The 25,625-nt window shown below is 62.0% G+C and carries 24 protein-coding genes and 2 pseudogenes; 14 read left to right on the top strand and 12 right to left on the bottom strand.

Going from position 1 to position 25,625, the window contains the following annotated elements:
• Positions 1 to 255: pseudogene (locus tag ACOVRJ_RS04695) on the bottom strand (hypothetical protein); the annotation flags it as partial.
• Between the two features lie 105 nt (positions 256 to 360).
• Between ACOVRJ_RS04695 and tgt the strand changes: the two are divergent.
• Both tgt and ACOVRJ_RS04685 read left to right on the top strand, forming a co-directional pair.
• On the top strand, positions 361 to 1,488 hold the full coding sequence (tgt, locus tag ACOVRJ_RS04690; protein ID WP_422042738.1) for a tRNA guanosine(34) transglycosylase Tgt: 1,128 nt from the start codon (positions 361 to 363) through the stop codon (positions 1,486 to 1,488).
• A 4-nt stretch (positions 1,489 to 1,492) separates the two neighbouring features.
• Entirely contained in the window at positions 1,493 to 2,215 is a 723-nt protein-coding gene (locus ACOVRJ_RS04685; RefSeq protein WP_422042737.1) for a UPF0149 family protein, read from the top strand.
• Between the two features lie 70 nt (positions 2,216 to 2,285).
• Here the strand turns inward: ACOVRJ_RS04685 and ACOVRJ_RS04680 are convergent.
• The 4 genes and pseudogenes from ACOVRJ_RS04680 to ACOVRJ_RS04665 form a co-directional block, all read right to left on the bottom strand.
• Positions 2,286 to 3,602: pseudogene (locus ACOVRJ_RS04680) on the bottom strand (MFS transporter); the annotation flags it as partial.
• 69 nt (positions 3,603 to 3,671) lie between these two features.
• The gene (locus ACOVRJ_RS04675; RefSeq protein WP_422042736.1) at positions 3,672 to 4,340 is read right to left on the bottom strand and encodes a CAAX prenyl protease-related protein; all 669 of its coding nucleotides are present in this window, start codon (positions 4,338 to 4,340) and stop codon (positions 3,672 to 3,674) included.
• A gap of 112 nt (positions 4,341 to 4,452) precedes the next feature.
• On the bottom strand, positions 4,453 to 5,310 hold the full coding sequence (locus ACOVRJ_RS04670) for a 23S rRNA (adenine(2030)-N(6))-methyltransferase RlmJ (protein WP_422042735.1): 858 nt from the start codon (positions 5,308 to 5,310) through the stop codon (positions 4,453 to 4,455).
• A gap of 48 nt (positions 5,311 to 5,358) precedes the next feature.
• The gene (locus tag ACOVRJ_RS04665; protein ID WP_422042734.1) at positions 5,359 to 6,594 is read right to left on the bottom strand and encodes a hypothetical protein; all 1,236 of its coding nucleotides are present in this window, start codon (positions 6,592 to 6,594) and stop codon (positions 5,359 to 5,361) included.
• A gap of 150 nt (positions 6,595 to 6,744) precedes the next feature.
• On the opposite strand from ACOVRJ_RS04665, the gene ACOVRJ_RS04660 reads away from it, so the two are divergent.
• A complete protein-coding gene (locus ACOVRJ_RS04660) occupies positions 6,745 to 7,815 on the top strand; it encodes an alkene reductase (RefSeq protein WP_422042733.1) in 1,071 nt (356 codons plus the stop codon).
• Between the two features lie 21 nt (positions 7,816 to 7,836).
• Here the strand turns inward: ACOVRJ_RS04660 and ACOVRJ_RS04655 are convergent, their stop codons facing one another.
• A complete protein-coding gene (locus ACOVRJ_RS04655) occupies positions 7,837 to 8,409 on the bottom strand; it encodes an MOSC domain-containing protein (protein ID WP_422042732.1) in 573 nt (190 codons plus the stop codon).
• 57 nt (positions 8,410 to 8,466) lie between these two features.
• On the bottom strand, positions 8,467 to 9,735 hold the full coding sequence (gene urtA, locus ACOVRJ_RS04650; RefSeq protein ID WP_422042731.1) for an urea ABC transporter substrate-binding protein: 1,269 nt from the start codon (positions 9,733 to 9,735) through the stop codon (positions 8,467 to 8,469).
• Positions 9,736 to 10,012: 277 nt separating this feature from the next.
• Here urtA and ACOVRJ_RS04645 point away from each other — a divergent pair, with 277 nt between their 5' ends.
• Together ACOVRJ_RS04645 and ACOVRJ_RS04640 are read left to right on the top strand one after the other, a co-directional pair.
• Entirely contained in the window at positions 10,013 to 11,128 is a 1,116-nt protein-coding gene (locus tag ACOVRJ_RS04645) for an alpha/beta hydrolase family protein (protein WP_422042730.1), read from the top strand.
• A gap of 654 nt (positions 11,129 to 11,782) precedes the next feature.
• On the top strand, positions 11,783 to 13,663 hold the full coding sequence (locus ACOVRJ_RS04640) for a phosphoenolpyruvate carboxykinase (GTP) (protein ID WP_422042729.1): 1,881 nt from the start codon (positions 11,783 to 11,785) through the stop codon (positions 13,661 to 13,663).
• 100 nt (positions 13,664 to 13,763) lie between these two features.
• Here the strand turns inward: ACOVRJ_RS04640 and ACOVRJ_RS04635 are convergent, their stop codons facing one another.
• Positions 13,764 to 14,000, bottom strand: coding sequence for a hypothetical protein (locus ACOVRJ_RS04635; protein WP_422042728.1), 237 nt, complete (start codon positions 13,998 to 14,000; stop codon positions 13,764 to 13,766).
• 138 nt (positions 14,001 to 14,138) lie between these two features.
• Between ACOVRJ_RS04635 and ACOVRJ_RS04630 the strand changes: the two genes are divergently transcribed.
• The 4 genes from ACOVRJ_RS04630 (at position 14,139) to ACOVRJ_RS04615 (ending at position 17,170) form a co-directional block, all read left to right on the top strand.
• Complete coding sequence (locus ACOVRJ_RS04630; protein ID WP_422042727.1) at positions 14,139 to 15,110, top strand: LysR family transcriptional regulator; 972 nt, start codon at positions 14,139 to 14,141, stop codon at positions 15,108 to 15,110.
• Positions 15,107 to 15,871, top strand: coding sequence for a UPF0149 family protein (locus ACOVRJ_RS04625; RefSeq protein ID WP_422042726.1), 765 nt, complete (start codon positions 15,107 to 15,109; stop codon positions 15,869 to 15,871). Before ACOVRJ_RS04630 ends, ACOVRJ_RS04625 begins: the two co-directional genes overlap by 4 nt.
• Entirely contained in the window at positions 15,871 to 16,674 is an 804-nt protein-coding gene (locus tag ACOVRJ_RS04620) for a metallophosphoesterase (protein WP_422042725.1), read from the top strand. The genes ACOVRJ_RS04625 and ACOVRJ_RS04620 overlap by 1 nt, the downstream gene beginning before the upstream one ends.
• Before the next feature lie 73 nt (positions 16,675 to 16,747).
• Positions 16,748 to 17,170, top strand: coding sequence for a universal stress protein (locus ACOVRJ_RS04615; protein WP_422042724.1), 423 nt, complete (start codon positions 16,748 to 16,750; stop codon positions 17,168 to 17,170).
• Positions 17,171 to 17,178: 8 nt separating this feature from the next.
• Here ACOVRJ_RS04615 and ACOVRJ_RS04610 read toward each other — a convergent pair whose 3' ends face one another.
• On the bottom strand, positions 17,179 to 17,394 hold the full coding sequence (locus tag ACOVRJ_RS04610; protein WP_422042723.1) for a hypothetical protein: 216 nt from the start codon (positions 17,392 to 17,394) through the stop codon (positions 17,179 to 17,181).
• A gap of 291 nt (positions 17,395 to 17,685) precedes the next feature.
• On the opposite strand from ACOVRJ_RS04610, the gene ACOVRJ_RS04605 reads away from it, so the two are divergent.
• Positions 17,686 to 17,943, top strand: coding sequence for a hypothetical protein (locus ACOVRJ_RS04605; protein ID WP_422042722.1), 258 nt, complete (start codon positions 17,686 to 17,688; stop codon positions 17,941 to 17,943).
• Here the strand turns inward: ACOVRJ_RS04605 and ACOVRJ_RS04600 are convergent.
• Positions 17,937 to 18,866, bottom strand: a complete 930-nt coding sequence (locus ACOVRJ_RS04600; protein WP_422042721.1) for a LysR family transcriptional regulator ArgP — start codon at positions 18,864 to 18,866, stop codon at positions 17,937 to 17,939. The two genes, ACOVRJ_RS04605 and ACOVRJ_RS04600, sit on opposite strands and share 7 nt — an antisense overlap.
• A gap of 175 nt (positions 18,867 to 19,041) precedes the next feature.
• Here ACOVRJ_RS04600 and ACOVRJ_RS04595 point away from each other — a divergent pair, with 175 nt between their 5' ends.
• The 3 genes from ACOVRJ_RS04595 (at position 19,042) to ACOVRJ_RS04585 (ending at position 22,889) form a co-directional block, all read left to right on the top strand.
• Positions 19,042 to 20,316 carry a D-amino acid dehydrogenase gene (locus ACOVRJ_RS04595; RefSeq protein WP_422042720.1) on the top strand — a complete coding sequence of 425 codons (1,275 nt, stop codon included), beginning with the start codon at positions 19,042 to 19,044 and terminating at the stop codon, positions 20,314 to 20,316.
• 80 nt (positions 20,317 to 20,396) lie between these two features.
• Complete coding sequence (locus ACOVRJ_RS04590; protein WP_422042719.1) at positions 20,397 to 21,728, top strand: Hsp70 family protein; 1,332 nt, start codon at positions 20,397 to 20,399, stop codon at positions 21,726 to 21,728.
• A 129-nt stretch (positions 21,729 to 21,857) separates the two neighbouring features.
• A complete protein-coding gene (locus tag ACOVRJ_RS04585; RefSeq protein WP_422042718.1) occupies positions 21,858 to 22,889 on the top strand; it encodes a choice-of-anchor A family protein in 1,032 nt (343 codons plus the stop codon).
• Positions 22,890 to 22,918: 29 nt separating this feature from the next.
• Here ACOVRJ_RS04585 and ACOVRJ_RS04580 read toward each other — a convergent pair whose 3' ends face one another.
• Positions 22,919 to 23,713 carry a YecA family protein gene (locus tag ACOVRJ_RS04580; RefSeq protein WP_422042717.1) on the bottom strand — a complete coding sequence of 265 codons (795 nt, stop codon included), beginning with the start codon at positions 23,711 to 23,713 and terminating at the stop codon, positions 22,919 to 22,921.
• A 446-nt stretch (positions 23,714 to 24,159) separates the two neighbouring features.
• Positions 24,160 to 25,113 (bottom strand): LysR substrate-binding domain-containing protein, encoded by a 954-nt coding sequence (locus tag ACOVRJ_RS04575; protein WP_422042716.1) that lies wholly within the window; start codon positions 25,111 to 25,113, stop codon positions 24,160 to 24,162.
• A gap of 96 nt (positions 25,114 to 25,209) precedes the next feature.
• Here ACOVRJ_RS04575 and ACOVRJ_RS04570 point away from each other — a divergent pair.
• Positions 25,210 to 25,625 (top strand): aldehyde dehydrogenase family protein (locus ACOVRJ_RS04570; protein ID WP_422042715.1); only part of this gene is annotated, 416 nt, incomplete at its 3' end.

Here is a 25,625-nt window from a genome sequence, read left to right as displayed (position 1 = left end):
CAATTGCTTGGACAACTGGTCCCAGATGCGAACCCGCGACTCCCGCACGGTCTTGAAGCTGCAGCCGCTGCGACGTGACAACTCTTCCACCACGTCTTTGTCGATGCCGGCGAAGCGGCCGTCTGCATCCCGGTAGTAGAGAGCCCCGAGCTCGTAGTAGGCCAAGGTGTAGGGGCCGCAAGCAACTGCCTTGGCGGCGGGCCAAATGCACAGCAGGCTGGCGAGCAGGCAGGAAGCAAGGACCGATGGGCGCATGGCGTCTGGAGGCCGTCCAGTGAGTCCGGTCCATGGGCTGGATCTTGTCGGGTCCCTGATCGGCCAAGTTTACGGCCGGATGACAGCTGCGACAATCGGGGCACTATGCTGAAGTTCGACCTGCTCAAAACCGAGGGCCACGCACGCCGTGGCCAGATGACGCTCAACCATGGAGTGGTGCAAACGCCCATCTTCATGCCGGTGGGCACCTACGGCACCGTCAAGGGCGTGATGCCGCGCTCGCTGGAGGAGATGGGGGCGCAGATCATTCTGGGCAACACCTTCCATCTGTGGCTGCGCCCCGGCATGGACATCATCAAGCAGTTCGGCGGCCTGCATCGCTTTGAGAGCTGGAACAAGCCCATCCTGACCGACAGCGGCGGCTTCCAGGTCTGGAGCTTGGGCGAGATGCGCAAGATTACGGAAGAGGGCGTCAAGTTCGCCTCGCCGGTGAATGGCGACAAGCTCTTCCTGACGCCCGAGATCAGCATGCAGATCCAAACGGCGCTGAACTCCGATATCGTCATGCAGTTCGACGAATGCACGCCTTACGAGAGCAAGGGCCACATCACCACCGAGAAAGAAGCCCGCGTCTCGATGGAAATGAGCTTGCGCTGGGCCAAGCGCTGTGCCGATGAATTCAACCGTTTGCAAAATCCTAACGCCTTGTTCGGCATCGTGCAGGGCGGCATGTATGAAAACCTGCGCGACCATTCGCTGGCCGGCTTGGCCGCGCTGGACCTGCCGGGCTATGCCATCGGTGGCCTGTCGGTCGGTGAGCCCAAGGAAGACATGCAACGCGTGCTGGCCCACATCGGCCACCAGCTGCCGGCCAACAAGCCGCGCTACCTGATGGGCGTGGGCACGCCGGAAGACCTGATCGAAGGCGTGACCCGCGGCATCGATATGTTCGACTGCGTGATGCCGACCCGCAATGCGCGGAACGGCCATTTGTTCACCCGCTTTGGCGACCTGCGCCTGCGCAACGCCCGCTACAAGACGGATGAGCGTCCGGTCGATGAGACCTGCGGTTGCTACACCTGCAAGACCTTCAGCCGCGCCTATCTGCACCATCTGGACCGCTGCGGCGAGATGCTGGGCCCGATGCTGACCAGCATCCACAACCTGCACTACTACCTGAACCTGATGAAGGAAGCGCGGGATGCGCTGGATGTGGGGGGCTTCGAGGCTTTCCGCCTCAAATTCGCCGCGGATCGGGCGCGCGGGGTTTAGCGCGATGTCCGAGTCCTTGAATGTGGAACTGGGTTGGTCGCTCGACGACATCGACTTGATCGAGGATTTTTTGTTCGCCGAGGACTCGGGTCTGGATCAGCCCATGGACGTGTCCATGATCGACGGCTTCTTCTGTGCCTTGGTCAGTGGCCCGAATCTGATCAGCCCGGCCCAGGCCTTGGCTTGGGTTTTCGATTTTGAGCAGGGTGAACAAAAGCCTGCACTCAAAGATCCGGCTCAGGTCCAGCAGATCATGAGTTTGCTGATGAAGCAGTGGAATGCCACGGCGGCCGAATTGATGTCGGCCGACTGTGCCTATGAGCCGCTGCTGGGATGTCGTGAGGTGGACGACGGCCGTCAGGTCTTCATTCTGGACGAGTGGTGCAAGGGCTATCTGCTGGGCATGAGCCTGGATCAGGCCGCGTGGTTGCCCTTGCAAATCGAGCAGCCGGCTTGGTTTCAAACCATCCTGAGCTACGGCACCGAGGAAGGCTGGCAAGTCATGGAGCGCCATCCGCCCAGCGACGCCGAGCATGACGAGGCCGCTGCGGGCCTGGCGCTGCATGCGATGCTGATTCATCGCTATTGGTTGGAGCGCCGAGGGGCCTCACCGAGCCCGCTCACCAAGCCCCAGACCGTGCGCCGCAGCGAGCCCAAGCTGGGACGCAATGACCCTTGCCACTGCGGCAGTGGGCGCAAGTACAAGCTCTGTCACGGCGCGCATTGAGCGCGCCCTGAGAGCTCAACGCCCGCTTGCTTGAAGGCGCTCAGGCCTCGCCGGGGCGGCCCCGCAGAATGGCGACAAAGCGTTGCAAATACTCCGGCACGCGGATGAACACATAAAGGCTCACCACCAGATTGGCCAGGCCCACCGCGAGGAAGAGCTCGGGGATGGTGAAGCCGGCCTGCCCCATCAAAACGCCGGCCAGCAGCGAGCTGGCAATCATGAACAAAGCGTTCAAGATATTGTTGGCCGCGATGATGCGGGCCCGGTGCGTGGGTTGCGAGCGCAGCTGAATCAAGGCATACATCGGCACGCTGTAAAGCCCGGTGAACAAGGCCAGCAGGCCTAAGTCCGCCAGCACGCGCCAATGTTCGCTGTGGCTGAAGAAAGCGGCCATGCCCATCAAATCGGGCTGGGTCGACAGGCCTCGCGAGGCGAAGTACAAGTCCACCGAGAACAGCGTCATGCCGATGGCGCCGATGGGCACCAGGCCGATCTCCACCTGCTGACGCGAGAGCTTCTCGCACAACAAAGAGCCCACGCCAATGCCCAGCGAGAACATCACCAGCAGCACGGTGGCGACCTGTTCATCGCCGTGCAACACCTCTTTGGCAAAGGCCGGGAAGTTGCTCAGGTAGACGGCACCAAAGAACCACATCCACGAGATGCCCAGCAGGGAGCGGAACACCACCGGCACCTCGTGGGCCAGTTTGAGGTTGCGCCAGGTTTCGGTGAAGGGGTTCCAGTTGATCTTCAGCTGCGGATCGGTGGCGGGACAGGGCGGGATGTACTGGGCCAGCAGCCGACCCAGGATGGCGGCGAGCAAGCAGGCGATGGCCACATTGCGGGCGCCCACCTCGGGCATGGCGATCAGCAGACCCCCGACCACCTGGCCCAGCAAGATGGCCACAAACGTACCCATTTCCACCATGCCGTTGCCACCCATCAACTCGCGCTCGTTCAGCTGTTGCGGCAGATAAGCGTATTTGACCGGGCCGAACAGGGTGGAGTGCAAACCCATCAGCAAGACACACAGCAGCAGCACGGGCACATGGGTCGTCAGATAGCCCCAGGCCGCCAGGGCCATGATGGCGATCTCCAGCGACTTTACAAAGCGCATCAGCTTGTGCTTTTCCAGCTTGTCGGCCAGTTGGCCGCTGGTGGCGGAGAAAAAGACGTAAGGCAGGATGAACAGCGCATTCACCACCAGGCCGGCTTGCGAGGCGGGCAACCAGCTCAGCTGCAGTTGGTAGGTGATCAGGATGATCAGCGGGAACTTGAACAGATTGTCATTGCCCGCATTGAGAAACTGCACCCAGAAATAGGGCGCGAAGCGGCGCTGCTTCAGCAGCGCAAATTGACCGCTGTGTTCGGGCGTGGGTGAGCTCATGGAGGAAGGCTTTGCTTTGCTAAGTAGAGGGCAACAGGGTCAGGTCTTGCGCTGCGTTAAACGCCGGCTTCACCAGAATTGCCACTGGCCGCTGTGTATCACCCACAGGCCCAACACCCCATTGGTCACGGCGTGCGCGATGACGGCGGTCCACAGCTTACCGGTCCGTACATAAAGCCACGCATAGGCCAGGCCGGCGATGATGGCGGCCAGCCAAAGCGTGTGCGCCAGCATGAAGACAAAGGTTGAGAGTACGATGGCCTTGAGCCCGATCCGCATGGGGTCGACGGTTTCAAACTTGGGGCTTTCAACCCAGCGCATCAGATAGCTGCGCCAGAACAGCTCTTCCATCACCGGCACGATCAGGGCGGCGCCGATCCAACGCAGCACAACCAGGGACCAAATCAGCCGACCTTCGGCGTCCAGCGGCAAAAAGCTGGCGGTGGGCTCGCCGAGTTGCATCCAGGGCGCGTCGAGATGGATCCAAAGCCCGAAGACGATCAGGCCAACGCCGATCGACCACAGCGTTTCGCGACGGTTCGGCAGGTTTTGCCGCACCAGTTCGCCGTACTCGCGCCAATACCAGGCCAGCAAGCCGCCCACCACCAAGACGCTCAGACCGTAAATCCAGCGGGGATCCAGGTGTTGGTTCTCGGGCAGAAAGCCCCGCAGCGCCAACAAGCCCATGAAGGCTGCGAAAGGAATGATGCGGGCCAGGGCGGCGGAACTGAAGTTCATGCTTGCGTTCAATGAAGGACCCAAGTTTGGGCCAAAGGCACAAGCCTAACGCCAAGATGATGACAAGCGATGCGGTGAAAGCCCGGGTGAACCGGGCGAAGCCCGCGTCGAATCAGGAGGTGCGCTGTTCGAGCAGGAAGTTGGCGCCGTCGTATTGGCCCAGCTTGTCCACCAGATAAGGCATGCAGGCCTGCAGCTCATCGTGCAAGGTGAATGGCGGGTTGATGACGAACATGCCGCTGCCCAGCATGCCGAAGCCGCGCACATCGGCTTGCTGCTGCACCGTCAGGCGCACATGCAGCCAGCCCTTCTTGGCGCCGGCATCGGCGGCGGCCTTCAGCTTCTGCGCCAGCTGGGCCGACTCCAGCAACTGCAGTTGCGGATACCAAATCAGGAACACGCCTTCGGCAAAGCGCTCCAGACCTTCGCGCACCGCCGTCACGACCTTGGCGTAGTCGGTCTTCAGCTCATACGAGGGGTCCATCAAGACCACCGCGCGGCGCGAGGGCGGCGGCAACTCGGCACGCAGCGCGGTGAAGCCGTCTTTGTCACTGACCTGGGTGTTGGGGCGGGTGGAGAGATAGGTTTCGAGAATGCGGAAGTCGGTGGGGTGCAACTCGTAGACGCGCAGCCGGTCGTCGGCGCGCATCAGCAGGTTGGCAATGGCCGGTGAGCCGGGGTACTGGCGCAGTTGGCCGTCGGTGTTGAAGGCGCGCACCGGTTCCATGTAGTGGGCGAGCGGCTCGGGCAGGTCTTTGGCGTCCCACAGGCGCGAGACGCCGTGCACATACTCGCCTTTCTTTTGAGCGTACTGACCTTCGATGGAGTAGCCGCCGGCGCCGGCGTGCGTGTCGACCAGGGTGTAGGGCTTGTCTTTTTCGCCCATATAGCGAAGCACCTGGGTCAGGATCAGGTGTTTGAGAACATCGGCATGGTTGCCGGCATGAAAGGCGTGTCGGTAGGCGAGCATGTGCGAACTGTAGCGTGGCGGGCGCCCGCGTGCGAGCCCGAGCCGGCTTTAGGGGAGCTGAATCGCCCCCGGATGGCGGGCCGGCTGCGGCAGGGCCATCGTGCTGCGGGGGTGCTGGTACTGGCGTGTCGGACGCAAGGCCATGCCCAGCGCCGCGCCGGGGTCGACCGCCTTGCCGCGCAGATGCGAGTTGGGCCGCAGCGCATAGTTCTCGCGCATGGCCAGCACGAATTCGTCCAGATCAATCAGGTGGTTGCCGGCCTGTTCCCAGGCACTCTCGGTCTTCAGGTTCCGGTTGCCTGCCAAAAGGTTGTTGATCAAGCGCACCTTGGCGGGGCCGGGCTTGACGCGCAGGTAGACGCCCTGGGTCGGCATCAGATCAACCAAGGTGTTATGAATCATCTGCAGCTCTTGCTTGGGCCAGGTGTAGCCCTCGGCGCCGAAGGACACCATGTGCGAGTTGTCCGAGCCCGAGCTTTGTTGGATCAGATTGCCGATCACCAAGGCTTGTCCGCCGTTGGGGAATTCCAACTCATAGCTGGCGCTGCCGCCGATTTCATCGGTCAGGCGGTTGTAGAAGATGTGATTCAGCGCGGCGCGACTTTTGATCAGGTGTCCGCGCATGCCATGGTGGAAATAGCAACCCGTGACCGACAGCTTGGCGATGTTGCCGGCATAGAGCAAATGGCTGAAGCTGCCGGGGCGCTCGCCGAATGAGAATTCGCAGCCCTGCAGATCCAGCTGGGTGTTGGGGTCGTTATTGGTCAGCAAGCCCATTTCGCAGCGGCTGAAGGAGCAGTCCTTGACGCTCAAGCTGCCGCGCTCCAAGCGGATGCCGGCGCCATTGGTGTCGGGCACGCGCGCGCCGATGAAGTCAAAGCCTTCGATGCTGACCGCGTCACCGCTCATTACAAAGATGCCCTTGCCCTGCGCGGCCGCGCCGTTGGCCAGCATGCGCACGCGCCCACCCACCGCGCGCAAGCTCAGCTGGCTTTGCGGCCATACGGCCACATCGGCGGGGTAGTCGCCCGCGTCGACTTCAATCACCGAGCCGTCGCGGGCCAGTTTGGCGGCAGCGGCCAAGGTTTTCACGGCCTGCTGCCGGCCCACCTTGATGACGGGGTTGGCTGTGCTTGATGCCGCCGCTGGGGCGGGCTTGTCCGGCGCGGCCCAGGTGAGGGGACTGGCCATCAGCAGGCCTCCGCCCAGTTGCAGCAGGCGCTGTCGACGCTCAGCGTTGAGGGGGGCTTGCGTGTCGAAAGCGGTGCTCGAAGGGTGATTCATCGCCGGTGCTGGTCTGGGTTGGAGATGGGGAGGCCGGTGGGTTTGCCAGTCTAATGGTGGCCGCTGCAAACTTTTCTGGAACCCGCTACGCTGGGCGCCCGTTTGAGCTTGGCTCGGTTTTGAATTCGTTCTGATAAGGCGCTGGCTGTTATGCCCAATCTTTTTGATCCCCTACAACTCGGCTCGCTGACGCTGGCCAATCGCATCGTCATGGCGCCCTTGACCCGCAGTCGCTCCAAGGGGCTGCTGCCCGGCGAGATGGCGGTCGAGTACTACCGGCAGCGGGCCACGGCCGGCTTGATCATCAGCGAAGGCACGCAAATCTGCCCCGAGGGCCAGGGTTATCTGGATACCCCCGGCATCCACAGTCGCGAGCAGGTGGCGGCGTGGAAGCGCGTCACCGACGCGGTGCATGCCGAGGGCGGCAAGATCGCGGCGCAACTCTGGCATGTGGGGCGTATCTCGCATGTGATGTTCCAGCCCGAGGGGCGCGCGCCGGTGTCCTCCACCGCGCAAGCGGCCAAGGGGCAGACCTACACCGGCAGTGGCTTCGTGCCGGTGTCGACGCCGCGTGCCTTGGCGACGCAGGAGATCCCGGCTGTGGTCGCCAGCTTTGCTCGCGCGGCTGAATGCGCGATGGAGGCCGGTTTTGATGCGGTCGAGGTGCATGGCGCCAATGGTTATTTGCTCGATCAGTTCATGCGAGACAGCATCAATGACCGCATCGACGAGTACGGTGGCAGCATCGCGCACCGTGCGCGCTTCACGGTCGAGGTGATGACGGCGGTGGCTGCGGCCATCGGCCCGGGTCGCAGCGGTTTGCGCCTGAGCCCGGTCACGCCCAGCAACGATGCCGGCCCCGACAGCCAGGCGCAGGCTTTGTTCAACCATGTGGCCGAGCAACTGGCGCCGCTGGGCCTGGCCTTTTTGCATGTGGTGGAAGGTCAGACTGGCGGGGATCGCAATATTGCCCCCTTTGATTACCAAGCCATGCGCCGCTGCTTCGGCGGCCCCTGGATGGTGAACAACGGCTACACCCGCGAGATGGCCTTGAGGGCGGTGGCCGAGGGCCAAGCCGATGCGGTCGCCTTTGGTCGCGACTTCATCTCTAACCCCGACTTGGTGCGGCGCTTGCGGCTCAACGCCGCCTTGCAGCCTCTCGACCGGGCGACCTTGTATGGCGGTGACGCCAAGGGCTATACCGACTACCCGTTCCTGTAAGGGCGCGGGCGATGCTTGCTTTCAGCCGCGACGGGCCTTGGCGCGAAACAGCTCGGTGATGGACACCTCGCGCGGGCCGGGGTGCAGCTCAAAGTGCTCGCCGGCCGTGATGCTGCCGGGCTTTTTGACGGCCAGATAGAAGCCGCACCAGGCGCTCTCGCTCATCAGCTTGACCGCCTTGTTGAAACCCATCACCGCATTGAACTTGAAGCAAGGAAAGCGCGGCTCGCTGACCAGCAGCTCGCAATCTGGAAAGCGGAGCAGGTCGCCGATCCAGACGTCTTTCTCCAACAAGCCGGTGATGGTGAGGTTCTCGCCCATGGCGCCCTGTCGCAGCGGCTGCTCCCAGCCGGCCGCCTTGGCTTGGCCGCGCACGGTTTGCCAGAAGGCGTAATGTTCCTGGGGGTAGGCATAAAGCGCCTTGCTCAGGCCGCCGTGCACGCTCAAATCGGCTTGCTCGTCGCCGATCAAGCCCATGGGGCCCACTTCTTGTGTGCCGCTGACCGCTTGTTTGCGGATGCCGCTGGCCACTGTCTGGCCGTCCAAGGTCTGCAGGTCCTGGGCTTTGGCGATATTGATGCTGATCAGTTTCATGGTTTGACCGGGGCTGGGCGTACAAGAGCGGTGATGCCGCGATTCTCCGGCAAGGCTTTATCGCTGGGCCGGCGCGTCGGGCCTGTTGGCATTGCCCTCGAGCAGCGGGCTCCAGGGCTTGGCCTTGACCGGGGAGGGTGTTTGCCAGACGACCTGGAATTGCCCGCCGGCCTGGATCTCGCCGATGAACACCGGCTTGTGCAGGTGGTGGTTCTTCTCGTCCATCTTGACGGTGATGCCGCTGGGCGCGCGGAAGGTTTGGCCCGCCATCGCCGCAATCACCTGATCGACCGCGGTGCTTTTGGCCTTTTCGACCGCTTGTTTCCACAAATGGACGCCGATGTAAGTGGCCTCCATGGGGTCATTGGTTAGCGGCCTGTCTTTGTGGCCGGCCAGGCCTTTGGCCTTGGCATAGCGTGTCCATTTGTTGATGAAGTCGGCATTCGCCGGACTCTTGATGGACATGAAGTAGTTCCACGCTGCCAAATGGCCCGCCAAGGGCTTGGTATCGAGGCTGCGCAGTTCCTCTTCGCCGACCGAGAAGGCCACCACGGGCACGTCCTTGGCCTTCAGCCCGGCCTTGCTCAGTTCTTGGTAGAAGGACAGGTTGGAGTCGCCATTGATGGTGGACACCACGGCGGTTTTCCCTTCGGCCGAGAATTTTTTGATATCGGCCACGATGCTTTGGTAGTCGCTGTGGCCAAAGGGGGTGTACTTCTCGTCGATATCGCGGTCCTTCACTCCCCGGGTCTTCAGGTAGGCACGCAAGATCTTGTTGGTGGTACGAGGGTAGACGTAGTCGGTGCCCAGCAGCACCCAGCGTTTGGCCGCGCCGCCGGCCGGGCTCATCAGATAGTCCACCGCTGGAATCGCTTGCTGGTTGGGTGCCGCGCCGGTGTAGAAGACTTGCCGGCTCAGTTCTTCGCCCTCGTACTGCACTGGGTAGAAGAGCAGGCCGTTGAGTTCCTCCAGCACCGGCAGCACCGCCTTGCGTGACACCGAAGTCCAGCAACCGAAGATCACCGCGACGCGATCTTGCGTCAACAGCCGGCGAGCTTTCTCGGCAAACAAGGGCCAGTTGGAGGCTGGATCCACCACCACGGCCTCCAGTGGCTTGCCGAGTACGCCGCCTTGGGCATTGATTTCAGCAATGGCCATCAGGACGGTGTCCTTCAGCGCTGTTTCGGAGATGGCCATCGTGCCCGACAGGCTGTGCATCACGCCCACTTTGATGGTGTCCTCGGCCCTCGCATTCCAGCCGGTGAGTGCTGTGACCAATGCGATCAGCTGAACTGCGTGGCGGCTGTGAAACGCTGGGGTGGGCATTGACGGGTGAACAGTCGGTGCGAATGTGCTCAATGTAGGCCAACTCACGCCCAAGAGTGCAGGGCAGAAGGCGAGTGGGGGTTCTTGTGCTGAATTCGGCGCTGCAGCGTTGATCCGCTATCCTGCCGGCGCTTGCATGCAATCGAGGGCTGCATGGACTCTGACTCAGGACCATGGGCTTTCCCATCGAAGGCGAGTCAGAAGGGATGCCCATGCAGTGCTCGTCTCAATCAATTCTCCTTTTGCTGTGAAATTAGACCTCTCGACCTTCCAAGCTGTGCCTCGTTCTCTTTGGCTGAGTTTGGCCGCCCTGTGCTTGAGCGCGATCTTGGCCCTCTGGTGGATCTTGGCCCCGCACGAGCTGAAGGCCGATCGGCAATTGGAGTTGAGCTTCACGCATGAAGGTCAGCACTTGTCGGGCAGCTTGCTCTTGCCGGCAGGGCCCGGGCCGCACCCGGTGGTCTTGTTCGTTCATGGGGACGGGCCCCAAGACCGGGGCTTGGACAGGTACACCTTGGTGATGAATGCCTTTTTGAAGGCCGGCATCGCCTGCTTCAGCTGGGACAAGCCGGGTACGGGGAAGTCACGCGATGAAGGCCAGGGGGGCTGGATGGGCCAGACCATGCGCCAGCGCGCCGATGAGGCTGCAGTCGCGGTCGAACTCTTGGTGCAACGACCTGATGTGGACCCGAAGGGCGTGGGCTTGATCGGCTTTTCACAAGGCGCGTGGGTTCTGGCCGAGGCGGCACAGTGGCAGAGCCGAGCTCCGGCATTCCTGATCACCGTGGGCGGTGCCGTCGATTGGGCCTCGCAAGGTGAATACTTCGCGCGCCAGCGCCTGCAGCGCCAAGGTATTGCTGATGCAGCCGCCGAGGAGGTCTTGGCTTGGCAACAAGGCGCACCGCAAGCGGATCTGGCCCTCAGCCAAGCAGATTATTTGCAAGCCTTGGCTATCTATACCCGAGTGAAGCCGCCGCCGTCGGGCGCCAACAGCGAGCCGCTGCCTCGTGATCGATATCGTTTTGTGGCTTTGAATCGGCAGGCCGACGTCAGCAAGGGGCTTTTGTTGGCGCAGGTGCCGTTTCTCGCGGTCTGGGGCGAACAGGATCTGAATGTGGACGCGATGGTGTCCGCCCAGCGCTACGCCCAACTGCTGCATGCCGGGCCGATCGACCAATCCGCCCAAGTTCTGGTTCAGCAGCACCATGCGGTCAAGGTGTTCCCTGGCGCAACTCACCAACTCTTGGACGCCTCGCGCTATCAAACCCAGGTGCCCGAGGACTGGACTTGGGGCATGAGCATGCGCTATTTGTGGGAAGGTGAGGCCGCTTTCGCATCAGGCTACTTGCTGTTGCTGCCCGAGTGGACCTTGGCGCAACTGCGGCGTCGCTAGCGAGCCCAAACGCGGCTTGGCCTCGTAGCTGAACGGACTTTGCTTCCGTCGGAAAAAGCTGGCACAGATCGTGCTGAATACGTGGGTAATCAGTTGTCTCCTCCACCGTCTCGAAGGTGGATTCACAGCCTCAGGCCTCAAGGTCTGAGGCTTTTTTTTGCGCCTGGACTTGCCGCCGACAGCAGCAGGCATCGCCGCCTCCGTTGCGGAAGCAAGTGCGTTGGGACGTCGGCATTCATCGCACCAGCCTGGGGCAAGTTGCGCACAGGAATGTGGCCGTGCCCACCTGTGAGCTCGGGTAAGGGGCAAGCACAATAGGCGTGAAAAAGTCTCGTCTGCCGTCCATTTTCTACCTTTCTTCCCCGCGGAGGCATGGCTCCATTCGGCAAATGCATAACCTCGGGTTCCTCGCAAGTTACGGCGTGGTTACATTGGGGTGACAATTCAGGGGCGTACAAATTCTTGAGGCGCTTCGCGTGAAGCTTGTGCCGAGGCTTTGTGGGCTGGATACGGCAGAACCGATCGGTGTGGTGGGTCGGAACGAGCCGAAAGAAGAGTGGCATTGGGTCAATCCCGAGAGCGGTTTTTATCGCTGAGGTGAGTGTTTGCTTACGAGCTTGACCCAATACTGCTTTTATATTGATGGGAACTGCTATGAACCAACCCGTGATGGAAGGCCTTCGCCTGAATGTGCCAGCCTATGTGAAACACTCGCGCCTGATTGCTTGGGTGGCCGAGATCGCCGCCTTGACCGAAGCGCGCGACGTTTATTGGTGCGACGGCAGCCAAGCCGAGTACGACCGCCTTTGCGCTCAGCTGGTGGCGGCCGGTACCTTCAAGAAACTCAATCCGGCCTTGCGCCCCAACAGCTACCTGGCCAGCAGCGACCCTAGCGATGTGGCGCGCGTGGAAGACCGCACCTATATCTGCTCGGCCAAGAAGGAAGACGCCGGCCCGACCAATAACTGGATGGCTCCGGCCGAGATGCGCCAGCTCTTGCAAACGGGTCAGAAAGACGGAACACCGGCCTTGTTCAAGGGCGCAATGAAGGGTCGCACGCTCTATGTGGTGCCCTTCAGCATGGGTCCGATCGGCTCACCGATTGCCCATATTGGCGTTGAGCTGTCGGACAGCCCCTATGTGGCCGTCAATATGCGAACCATGACCCGCATGGGCCGTGCCGTGCTCGATGTGCTGGGTGAGGACGGCGTCTTCGTGCCCTGCGTGCACACCGTCGGCGCGCCGCTGCAGTCGGGTCAGGCCGATGTGAAGTGGCCTTGCAACCAGACCAAGTACATCGTTCATTACCCCGAAACCCGCGAAATCTGGTCCTACGGTTCCGGTTACGGTGGCAATGCCTTGCTGGGCAAGAAGTGCTTCGCGCTGCGCATTGCCTCCACCATGGGGCGTGACCAAGGCTGGTTCGCCGAGCATATGTTGATCCTGGGCGTGACTTCACCCGAGGGCAAAAAGTACCACTTTGCGGCGGCCTTCCCCAGCGCCTGCGGCAAGACCAACTTCTCGATGCTGATTCCGCCAGCGGCCTTCAATGGCTGGAAGGTCACCACCATCGGTGACGATATTGCCTGGATCAAGCCGGGTGCTGATGGCCGCTTGTATGCCATCAATCCGGAAGCCGGCTACTTCGGCGTGGCGCCGGGCACCAACACGCTGACCAACTTCAACTGCATGGCCAGTCTGAACAAGGACGTCATCTTCACCAACGTCGGCCTGACCGATGAGGGCGATGTGTGGTGGGAAGGCATGACCGACACACCGCCGGCTCACCTGATCGACTGGCAAGGCAAGGACTGGACGCCCGCCATCGCCAAGGAAACCGGCGCCAAGGCGGCGCATCCGAACGCCCGTTTCACCGTCTCGGCCGTCAACAACCCGGCCTTGGATGCTGAGTGGGACAACCCGGCCGGCGTGCCCATCGACGCCTTCATCTTCGGTGGTCGCCGCTCCACCACCGTGCCTTTGGCGACCGAGGCGCGCGACTGGGTCGAAGGGGTTTACATGGCCGCGACCATGGGCTCGGAAACCACTGCCGCTGCAGCCGGTCAGCAGGGCGTGGTGCGCCGCGACCCCTTCGCCATGCTGCCCTTCATGGGCTACAACATGAGTGACTATTTCCAGCATTGGCTGGATATGGGCAAGAAGCTGCAGGCTTCTGGCGCTAAGTTGCCCAAGATCTACTGCGTCAACTGGTTCCGCAAGGGCGCCGATGGCAAGTTCGTCTGGCCCGGCTATGGCGAGAACATGCGTGTGCTGAAGTGGATGTTGGACCGCGTGGAAGGCACCGGTCAGGGCGAGGAGCATGCCTTTGGCGTGACGCCGCGCTACCAAGACATCAACTGGAATGGCCTGGACTTCACGCAGGAGCAGTTCAACATCACCACCCATATCGACAAGGCTGCCTGGGCCGTCGAGATGAAGCTGCATGAAGAGCTGTTCCAGCAGTTGGCTTATCGTTTGCCGGCTGAGTTGCCTGCGACCAAACTGAAGATCGAAGCTCGCCTCGCCGCCGAATAAGGCGAATTGAGCGAAGAAGACCGACAAAGAAAAAAGCCCGCTGAAGCAGCGGGCTTTTTTTCGCCTGTAGCGCCTGTTCGGAGGCGCTACTTTTTGTCGTTCAGCGACGGCAGTTGGCGGCGCGCAGCTCAGCGGCAAACGAAGGCATGCTGGCTTCGTATTGCTGGGCCAGGGCCAGCAGTTCACGCTCGGCGCGAGCATCGGCGGCCGCAGCCAGACGAGCCTTGGCCGAGGCAATCAGATGCATCCACAGGCGGGCGCCGATGGAGGTGAAGGAACCGCCGTGGCGGATGCTGCGGGACATGGGCAGACCAAAAGTTTGGGTAGCGACGCTCATGGAACTTTCCTAATTGGGGTGGGCTCTTGGCCCGATGGATGAATTATCGGGTAAACCCTAGTAATTACGCCAATGAATGTTCTGAATTAGATATATAAACAGGCCGAATATCACAATGCGTCACTGCATGCATGGGCCATGAACTTTCGCCATTTGGATTTGAATCTGCTGCGAGTCTTTGATGCGGTGATGGCGGAGCGCAGCTTGACGCGGGCCGCCAACCGTTTGGCGATGACGCAGCCGGCAGTCAGCCATGCGCTGAAGCGCTTGCGCGAGGCGCTGGGGGAAGAGCTCTTTGTTCGCCAAGCCTTTGGCATGAAGCCCACGTCGCGGGCCGAGGGTATGTGGCCGGAGGTGCGTTTGATCTTGCAGCGCCTCCAGGCCCTGTTGGTACCGGGGGAGTTCCGCCCGGCCGAAGAGGAGTACACCTTCCGAATTGCGATGGCGGACGCCACAGCCGCCTTGCTCTTGCCGCCCTTGGTGGCGCAACTCGAAGCTGTGCAGGCCTTGGCCAATGTCCATGTCTTGCCATTGACCACCCGCGACCCGCGCGCCTTGCTGGACCAAGGCGAAGCGGATTTCGCGGTGGGCTACTTTCCTGGTGCAGTGGCGGCCTTGCGCGCGCAAGGCGGGCAGTCGGTGATTCGCCAGTATCGGCTTTACGACAGCGAATATGTCTGCGTGATGCGGCGTGGCCATCCGCTGGCCGAGCAGCCGCTGGATTTGGACGCCTTTTGCTCTGCCCACCATTTGCTGGTGAGCTTTTCCGGACGGCCGCATGGCTTTGTCGATGAAGCACTGAGTGCTCTCAACCGCAGCCGCCGCATTGTTCTGACGGTCAATCAGTTCTTTACTGCTGGGCGGGTGGTGACCAAGTCCGATCTTTTGACGGTCTTGCCGGCTTCATTTGTCGAGGCCACCGGCTACAAATCCGAGTTGTTGGAGCGACCCTTGCCTGTGCCGCTGGCGCAAGTGCATGTGGACATGCTTTGGCACCTGCGCAGCGAGAGCCGCAGCGCCCAGCAATGGATGCGCGAGCGCCTGATCGAAGCCGCTCGCATCGCTCAGGCTGGCGCATTGACGACAACAGAGGCGACAATCGCGCCATGAGTACACAAGACCTGACCGATGCCGAGTTTGCCGAACTCGATGAACTGCTGGCCACCACGCCCGAACCTCTGCAGGCGCTGGACGCCTCCATGCTGGACGGCTATTTGTGCGGCGTGCTGGTGCAACCCCGTCTGATCGAGATCGACGAGTGGCTTCCCAATATCTTCGACTACGACGGAGGCGTGCTGCCCGATGATGTCGACGCTACTTGGTTGGCACGCATCCGCGAATTGGTGGAGCGCCGCCATTCGGCGCTGAACCGGGCCATGGTGGAAGACGGCTGGTTTGATCCAGTTGTCCTGGATCTCGATGACGCGCCGGAAAAATCTGAGGCCACCGACGAAGAACTGGATGCCGATGAGCGTCAGGCGCGTGCGACCTATGACGGCATGAGCTTGATCTCGCGCACCTTGATGCCTTGGGTGGCAGGTTTTCAGCATGCGACGCTGTGCTTCCCCGAGCTGTCGGACATGCCGGATGACGCGGTCATGGCGGCGCTGGCCCGCTTGTATCGCCATCTGCCCGCCGAGACCGATGAAGAGAAGGAAGTCGTCGCGACCTTGGATCGTGAGCACCCGCTCAAGGATGTCGATGATGCGATCGAAGAGCTGGTCGTCACCGTCGCGGATCTCTGTGATCTGACCCAAGAGCAACGCTACCGCGTCGAGACGCTGCGGCGCGAAGGCCCCAAGCTCGGCCGCAATGACCCTTGCCACTGCGGCTCAGGTCGCAAGTACAAGCAGTGCCACGGCGCTAACTGATGCGGGTGCAGTTGCTTTCGGATCTCCATATGGAGACCGAAGCGTTTGAGCCCGAGGTGGCGTCCGAAGCTGACTTGTTGATTCTGGCAGGCGATGTGGACAGCACATGGCAAGGTCTCCGATGTTTTCGGGATTGGCCAGTGCCTGTGCTTTTTGTGCCGGGCAATCATGAATACGACGGCCGTGACTTCGAGGCAGCCCGCGAGGGCTTGCGAGCCCTCTCTGAAGAGCTGGGCTTTGTTTTGCTTGACAACGCCGCCCGCGTTCTCACGGATGCGCAAGGGCGGCGGGTGCGTTTTGTCGGCAGCACGCGCTGGAGTGACTTTGATGTTTTCGGCGCGGCCGAGCGCGAGCGCGCCATGCGGGCTGCCGGCTATTTTCAGCGCGTCATGGCGGCCACTCGGCATGGCTTGCCCTTTGACGCGGCGGCGGTGCGCGAAGAAGCTTTGGCTTGTCTCAACTGGCTAAGCAGCGAGCTGCAAGCTGGAGAAACAAGCGAGCATTGGGATGCCACGGTGGTCATCACTCATTTCGCACCCAGCCTGCGCAGCGCGGACCCGCGTTATGGGCGCCAGCCCGGCACGGCCAGCTTTTGCAATAACGACGAGGCTCTCTTGCCGCTGGCCCGTTTGTGGCTGCATGGGCATTTGCATTGCCAGCATGATTATTGGTTTGAGGCCGGAACAGGCGTGCCCACGCGCGTGTTTTGCAATGCGCGCGGCCATCTGCGCAAGGGCGAGCCGGCGCGCTTTCAGCCCAAGCAAACCATTGAGGTATTCGCCCCGAGGCCTTTTCGGACTTGATGGATGTCAATGGGGGACTTCATGACTGTGTCAAACTGCCAGAGAGGCACTTCGCCCTATAAAGGAGAACACGATGAAGATCCTGATTGCCGTTGATGGAAGCAGTTACACCAAGCGCATGCTGGCTTATCTGGCGGCACATGAAGAGTGGCTCGGTGACTCCCACCAGTTCACGGTTGTGCATGCAGTGCCCGCTGTGCCTCCCCGCGCCGCTGCGGTCTTGGAGAAGGAACTGTTGAAGAACTACTATGCCGATGAAGGCGAGAAAGTGCTGAAGACGGTTCGCAGCTTTTTCTCCAAGCAAGGGATCAAAGCCGATTTCGTCAACAAAGTTGGCCCCGCTGCAGATGTCATCGCCTCAACTGCCGAGAAAGGCAAGTTTGGTCTGCTCATCTTGGGCTCGCACGGTCACAGTGCCATCGGCAATTTGGTGATGGGCTCCGTTGCCACCAAGGTCATGGCCAATTGCAGCACACCGGTGCTGCTGATTCGCTGAGCGCCCGCTCAGCTGTTTCGCTTGGACAACCAAGCGAGCGGTGATTCCAGCGCGCGGCGCGCGCGCTGTGATTCCAATTCCACCTCGGTGACGCTGGCTCGGTAGTCATCACCGTCTTGCAAGCTGGCCTCCATACCGAAAGCCGTGCCCAGGTCGGCAGGGTCTTGATCGAGCGAGGGAGCCGGGCTTCGACGGAAGAAGCGCAATGCAGGGGCGAATCGCATATCAAACCTCGCATCTCGGGTAAATCGGGCTGGCCAGATCGCCAGGATTCATAGTGTGCGTGAAGACCCTGCAACAAAACCCCCGAACTGGGTGGTTTATGGTGCCCAGTTGGAGAAAAGTCACGTCAGGCTTGGGTGTCTTCGAGCGCGCCGGGTGTCGATCTTCGCCTTTGTATAGGCTTGTTTTGTAAAGATTCGGGAAAGACCCAATATCCCACTAAGGTAGGGTTGAACTAGGCCGTTGGGATGGGTATTCTTCGCCTCCTTTTGTTCAATTTGTCACGGAGCGCCATGAATACCTTGATTCTGAAGTTCCTGGCATCAAGCGTCATTGCCTTGGTGGTGATCAGCGCGATCTGGCTGGGCACCCTGGTGGACCAGAAGGTTTCGGCCCCACCCCGTGAGGCACCCATCCCTTACCGTGTGGCGCTTGTCTCGACGACGCCTCAGGCCGCTCAGTCCGTTAAGGTCGTTCATGCGCCTGCCGATTCCGCATCGGCGGTGCAGCAGCGCATGCTGGGCAAGCCAGCGCGTTTAGAAACTCAGTAATTCAGGGCCGCCGTCGCACCTTGCGCCAAGGCTTGTCCGATCTGGTCCAACAGAGCCACGCGCGTTGGCGCGGCCAAGAGATCCGAGACCAGCTTCCATTGATGCCAGTAGAGCGTAACGTCCACGCTCAAGTCCGGCCGCAGCGCCAACAGTGCGCCGCTGGCAATCAGCGGTCGGACCTGCAACTCCGGCACGACGCCCACGCCCCAGCCCTTGCAGACCGCTCGCACAATGGCCTCGCTGGAAGGGACATAGCGTTCTTGCAGCCTGGGCGAGCGCAAGCCAAAGGCCTTGGCCACCCATTGCACTTGGCAGTCGTCCTTGCGATTGAAGACCAAGAAGGGCGTGCTGGCGAAGTTGCCTTCATTGAGCCCTTCAGGCAGGCGTTTGCGCATGAAGTCAGGGCTGGCCACCGCCACATAGCGCATCACTCCCAATGGCTGAACCAGGCAGCCGCGCAAGGCTTGGCGTACCGTGCTGACGCAGCCCAACACCTCGCCTTGGCGCAGCCAGTCGTGGGTGAAGTCTTGGTCGTCCACCACCAGTTCGAGGCCGAAGCCTTGCTCCAAGCCTTGCTGAACCACCGCATCCAGCGCCGGCAGCACCCAGGTCGCTAGGCTGTCGGCGTTGACGGCGATGGCAATGCGCTCATTCGGCGCGGCGGGCGCACCCAATTCACGGGCCACATCGGTGCGCAGCGCGGCCAGCTGGCGCGCAAAACGCAGCAAGACCTTGCCAGGCTCCGTCAGCCGCAAGGGCCGCGAGCGCACCACCAGCAACTGCCCCACCTGCGACTCCAAGCTGCGCAGGCGTTGCGAGATAGCGCTTTGGGTGATGTTGAGGCGCTGTGCCGCGCGCTCAAAGCTGCGCTCATCGGCCAGGGCCGCCAAGCAATCGAGGCCGGCTGAATCAAGGTCTTTCATAAGTCTTGCTAATGTATCCAGAGAAATATTAATTCGCCTTCTGGTTTCACCGGAGCCTGTCGACAATCCGCCCCCAATCGCTGGTGCAAGTGGCTGCAGTGCAGGCAGGGCTTGGCCGATACCCCTTCTGGGTTTACAAACAAGAGTGGCCCGCGTTGGGCTGGCTGGAGTCGCTATGAAAGTCGTCGTATTGGGAGCCGGCATCATCGGTGTCAGCACAGCCTGGTATTTGCTGGAGCAAGGCCATGAGGTGACGGTGGTGGACCGCCAGGCCGATGCGGCGCTGGAGACCAGTTTTGCCAATGGCGCGCAGATCTCGGTGAGCTTTTGCGAGCCCTGGGCCAATGCGGGTGCGCCCTTCAAGGTGGCCAAGTGGCTCTTGCGCGACGACTCGCCGCTGCTCTTCCGCCCCAGCCTCGACCCCAAGCAATGGATCTGGGGCCTGAGCTTTTTGACCCAGTGCACCACCGCCGCCTTCGAGCGCAATGTGGAGCAACTGGTGCAACTGGGCCGCTACAGTCATGAATCGCTGAAGGGCCTGGTCGCCCAGACCGGCATTGAGTACAACCGCCTGGAGCGCGGCATCCTGCATTTCTTCTCTTCGCAGGCCGACTTTGAAGCCGGCGCGGCCGGAGCCGAGATCATGCGTCGCCACGGCGTGGACCGCCGCGTGCTGAACCGCGAGGAGGTGTTGAAGATCGAGCCGGCCCTGGCGACCTTTGGCCGCAATATCCACGGCGGCACCTTCACGCCCAGCGACGAATCCGGCGATGCCTGTGTGTTTACACAGAAACTGGCCAAGCTCTGTATTGAGCGCGGCGCGACCTTCTTGTACGAGCATGAAGTGCTGCAGCTGTCGCGTAGCGGCCAGGGCGTCGACGCGGTGCAGATCGCCGATGTGCGCAGTGGCAAGAAGCGCGAGCTGAAGGCCGATGCCTTTGTGGCGGCCATGGGCTCCTACACGCCGGCCCTGGTGCGTCCCTTGGGCGAGTTCTTGAACATCTACCCCGCCAAGGGCTATTCGGCCACCATGAAGCTGAAAAAGCCCGAGCAAGCCAGCGTCGTCAGCTTGCTGGACGACACCCGCAAGATCGCCATTTCTCGCCTGGGTGACAGCATCCGTATCGCCGGCACCGCCGAGCTTTGCGGCTTTGACTCCGACCTCAGCCGGCCAACCTCGCGGGTGCGCTGCGAGGCCTTGGTGAAGCGCTATGAAGAGCTGTTCCCTGGTGTGGCCGATCTGAGCGAAACCAATTACTGGACCGGGTTGCGCCCCAGCACGCCCACCAACATCCCCTACATCGGCCGCAGCAAGAAGGCCTCGAACTTGTGGATTAACGCCGGCCACGGCACCCTGGGCTGGACGCATGGCGCAGGCTCCGGCCATGCGATGGCCGAGCTGATGGCTGGCCGTCGGCCACCGCTGGATTTCGGCTTCTACGGCGCTTGACCCGCGAGCCTTAGGGGATAGCCACGCGGGCGCCGAGGCCCGGGCGCTTACAATCCGCGCCCCTCTCGCCGCAGCCCGCCATGCCTTCCACGCCGCTCACTCCTTCGTTTTGTGCCATTGACTTTGGCACCTCCAATTCCGCCATTGCGATTGCAAAGCAAGACGGGAGCGGCGGCATGCGTCTGGTGGAGTTGGAAGCCGGCCAGCTCACCATGCCAACGGCGGTGTTCTATTTCGTTGAAGGACGCCACGATGCCGACGGCCCGCCACGTGCCTTTGGCCGGGCGGCGGTGGCGGCTTATGTCGAGGGCGTCGACGGGCGCTTGATGCGCTCGATGAAGAGCATCCTCGGCTCCGGCTTGATCGACCAAACCACCGATGTGGGCGGCGGCCGTGGCGTCAAGTACCTGGACATCTTGTCCGGCTACCTGAAGCGCTTGCGCCAGACGGCTATGAACTCGGCTCAAGCCGAGGGCCGGGCGCTGAATTTGAATCAGCTGGTGCTGGGCCGGCCGGTCTTTTTTGTGGACGGTGAACCCGCCCGTGACGCAGCGGCGCAGGCCTCTTTGGAGCAAGCGGCGCGTGCCGTGGGCTTCGACGAGGTGCAGTTCCAGTTCGAGCCGATTGCCGCGGCGTTTGACTTCGAGCAGCACAGCGAGCGTGAGCAGATTGTTTTGGTCGCCGACATTGGCGGCGGTACTTCGGACTTTTCCGTGGTGCGCGTGGGCCCGGAGCGCATGCAGCGCGTTGACCGGCGCGATGACATCTTGGCCAATCACGGCGTCCATATCGCCGGCACCGACTTTGACCGTCATGTCGAACTCGCCAGCGTCTTGCGCGAGTTCGGCTACCGTTCTTTCGGCCCCGAGCGCCCGGGCGCACCGGCGCGCGAAGTGCCCAGCGGCGTGTACTTCGACCTTGCCACCTGGCATTTGATCAACACGGTGTACAGCCCGCTGCGGGTCGCAGAGTTGCGCAATATGCGCAGCTTCTACGGCAATCTGCAGCACCACCAGCGCCTGATGACGGTGGTGGAAGACCATCTGGGCCACGAGTTGGCCGCGCGTGCCGAGGCGGCCAAGATTGCGGTCGCCAATGGCGGCGACACCCTCATCGACCTGAGCGTGGTGGAAAACGGCTTGCAAATCGAGCTGACCGAAACGGTGGCCGTGGCCGCCATCGGCGCGGACATCGACCGCATCGCCCAGGCCGGCCGCGATGCAGTGGCTCAAGCGGGTTTGAAGCCCGAGCAAATCGATGCGCTCTACTTCACCGGCGGCTCCACCGGCTTGCGCCTGCTGGCCGAGCGCATTGCTGCGGACTACCCGGCGGCGGTGCAGGTGCGCGGCGACCGCTTTGCCTCCGTCGCAACGGGTTTGGGTCTGCATGCGGCGCGCTTGTTTGGCCAATGAATTGACGCCGTTGAACTGAAGCTAACGCTGGCTTGTCACGCTACCTTGGTTAGCATTTTTAGATGTAGCTCTCAATAGGATTGATTGAAACTCAGGCAAACTCAGGGTTAACCCACCCTAAGGAGTTGCATGAAAACGACGATCCTCGCATTCGCCTCTTTTGTGACGCTGACGGCTCTTGCCCCGCCCGCCTCAGCAGCTGCGCCCCTGTCGGCGCAGCAAATCTTGACGCAGTTCAATCTGGTCACCTTGGGCAATGCGACGTCCAACAACCAGCAAGTGGATGGCCGCAGCTTCATCGGTGGCAGCTTGAATGGGGGCGTTTTTGGCACGCGACCGGGGGCGATGGGAGCATCTGACTATGCCGGGCTGACGGTCATGGGTTCGGCCAACGGCATGCAGGTGAACGGGCAGGGCGCCGTCATCATGGGCAGCCTGAGCAATAGCATCGTCAACCAAGGCAGCAGCTCGGTGCTCGGCGGGGCTGCTAACAACCATTTCAATGGCCCCAGCTATGTGGCCGGCCCCAGCGCCAACAACCAGTTCAACGGCGGCAAGCTCAGTCAAGCGACCGCCGCAGCCCAGGCCGCGAACAGCACGGACTTCGCTGCCTCGATCAAAGGCTTGTCCACCTCTTTGAGTCAATTGGCCAGCACCGGCAGCACGGTCAATATCAGCGATGGCGGTCAAGGCAACCGCGTGACCTTCAGTGCAGTGGCCAACAGCCAAGGCCTGGCGGTGTTTGACCTGAGCAGCATGGACAAGCAGATCTTCTCCAAAGGCGAGTTCGCCTTCGACCTGAAGGGCGCCAATACGGTGATCTTCAATGTGGATGAGACCAGTTTGGACTTCGCCAGCAACTTCTTGAACGGGAGCGCCTCCGAACTGGGCAGCAAGGTGATCTGGAACTTCCATCAAGCCACCGATCTCACCATCCACAATCAATTCGGTGGCGTGATCTTGGCGCCCAATGCGACGCTGAATAACTTCAACACCATCCAGGGTTCGGTGCTGGTCAATCAGCTGAACCAGGGCGGCAAGATTTCGTGGAACGGCTTCGCCGGCGACATCACCACGGCGGTCCCTGAGCCCGCCACCTACGCCATGCTGCTCAGCGGCCTGGGCGTGGTGGGTTGGCTTGCCCGACGTCGCCGGGCTTGAAGAGGCTTGTCTTTCTGCCGATGGATTGATCAGTAGCGGCCGCGCGGCGGTGGCCCACGCCGCGCCGGTGGGCGCTGCGGCGCCTCGGGCCTGGCTTGCGGGCGCGACACATCGGCCAACATCAAGCAGGCGCTGACCAGGCTTTCCACCGCTTCTTCCAAGTTGGCGGCCGGCTCCAGCGACTCGATTTCTTCCAGCAAGTCGTCGGCGTCTTCCAGGTCTTCCGGGTCGATGTGGCGAAAGATCGCCGCCAGTGGCTCCAAGAGGTCGGCGGCGTTCTTGCGCATCAGGTCAGGGAACAACTCGCAAGCCAGCGAGAAGCCAGCCACCCAGGGGAACAGCACCTCGGAGGGATCGGACTCGTCCGCGTCGCCCTCTTCATCGTCTTCATATTCACTGGCCAACTCGAACACCCAGGGGTCAAACCATTGGCGCTGGGTGATGGCCTGATTCAATTGCTGATAGCGCCGCTTGACGAGCGCCATCAAAGCCTTGCTGTCGAAGCCAGCGGGCGGGCTGCGTCCCTCTTCGCTGTCCAACACATGGCGGGACCATTCAAAAGTAGGCACGGCCTTGGGCTGCAACAAGACGCCGACCAGGTAACCGTCCAGCATGCTGACATCCAGCGGCTCCAGCGGCGCAGGCACGCGGTCCAGCATGTCTTGCAGCTGATCCATCTCGGCTTCGTCCAGCGGGCGCAGCGGCGCGGGAGGCGTGGGCTGGGCGTTGGCGGGTTTGCGGGCAGGTGCAGCGCGCTGCGCCGAGCCGCGAGATGGCGCTGGTGGGCGGGGCGAGAAAGAGCGTGGAGGCTTGGCTTGGTTCATCAGCCTATTGTCCCGCCGAACCGCCTCTGCCGGCAAAGCCTCGCCCTGATGTCATCGCGTGTGACTTTGGGCATCCCACTTGGTGGGGATGGTGGGGTGGGGGTCATGTCTCTACAGTTGGACCCAAGCAAGACATGCAACCAGTGCCTTGCACCGATCCCAACGACGTCCTTTCGAGGACTTTCAGCGCCCACCTGGCTTGCCAGGCGGGCGTTTTTTTTGCGGCTTGGTGGTTTGGCAGGGAAGCAAATGTCCGGACTTGACGGTTTCTGGGGTTGGTCGGTGATCAGGCCACTTGGGGACTCTGCGCCGCTCCTGTCCCCCGACCCCGGCTTCGCCTGGGGCTCCTCCTTAACCTCGCGTCACAGAGCCCCCAAGTGTCCTGATCCGGCACGTTCATGCTTTGTCGTCGAGGGCTCACATTGACGGCACTTGGCACCCGCCGCTCAACGTTCAAGTAAGAATCCTGGCGACAACACTTGTCGCAGATGATCAATCAAGAGCCTTAGGGGTCGAGGCGTGTGGCTGGTCCAGGGGTAAACGGCGTAAATGGCGTCGCCGAAAAAGCCGACCGGGCGCCAGTCGGGCAGTACTTCGACCAAGGCGCCGCTTTGCAGCGCGGGGGCGGCGCTGAAGTCGGGCAGCAGGGTCAGGCCCAAGCCGTCCAGGGCGGCGTCCCGCAAGATCTCGCTGTTGCTGGCGCGCAGCGGCCCTTGCACAGGGACGCGAAGGCGTTGTGGCTCATCGCTCGCGGCTTGATGCTCAAACAACCAAACGGCCGGGCCGGGGCGCAGATAGGGCAGACAGGCGTGCTCGCTCAATTCTTGCGGATGCGTGATGGAGTCGGCCTGTTTCAGATAGCCGGGGCTGGCCACCAGCAGCGCACGTGAAGCGCAAAGCTTGACGGCCACATGGCTGTCCGGCGGCGCCGAGCAATGGCGCACAGCCAAATCGAAGCCTTCTTGCGCCAGCGGCACCAAGCGGTCCGACAGATCCAGCTCGATGCGGATTTCGGGGTACTGCTTGAAAAAGGCGCGAAGGGCGGGCGCGATATGTTGCCGCCCCAATGCCACCGGCGCGGTCACGCGCAAAAGCCCGCGTGCCTGCCCGACCGCATCGCGGGTGGCGTTCAGCGTGCGGCTGATGTGGGCAAAGCTCGCTTCGGTGTCCTCCACCAAACGCAGCCCGGCTTCGCTCAAGCGCACCGATCGGGTGGTGCGCGCCACCAGGGTCGCGCCCATGCTGCGTTCCAGCTCGCTGATGCGCTGGCTGATGGCCGCCTTGGACAGGCCAAGGCGTTGCGCCGCCTTGGTGAAGCTGCCGAGTTGGGCAATCACCGTCAGCGCATGCAATTGTCCCCACAGCAAGTCTTGTCGAAGTTCGGCTGCTTTCTTGTTCATGATTGTTCACATTATTGAACAATCAAATCGACAAAACTGGATTGGCAAGGGCGCTGCGCCTGCCTAGACTGCAGCGCATTCCCAGGAGACTTTTGCATGAACAGCCCCAAGATCGCCGCTTACAGTAGCAGCCAAGACATCAGCCACTTCATCAACGGCCGGCCGCAAGCAGCCAGCTCGGGCCGCAGCCAAGCGGTCTACAACCCGGCCACCGGCCAGGTGGCTCGGCAGGTGCAATTGGCCAGCCAAGAGGATGTGAATGCCGCCGTGGCGTCCGCGCTGGCGGCCTTCCCGGCCTGGGCTGATGCGCCGCCGCTGCGCCGCGCACGTGTGATGTTCAAGTTCTTGGAACTGCTGAATGCCCACAAGGACGAGTTGGCGGCCATGATCACCGCCGAGCATGGCAAGGTCTTCACCGACGCCTTGGGCGAAGTGGCGCGCGGCATCGACATCGTCGAATTCGCCTGCGGCGCCCCGCATTTGCTCAAGGGCGACTTCACCGAACAGGTGTC

This window comes from Roseateles sp. (genome assembly GCF_049240545.1).
Classification (GTDB): domain Bacteria; phylum Pseudomonadota; class Gammaproteobacteria; order Burkholderiales; family Burkholderiaceae_C; genus Paucibacter_A.
Note: the sequence above shows the minus strand (reverse complement) of the source record. Positions and strands in the feature narration are given on the sequence as shown.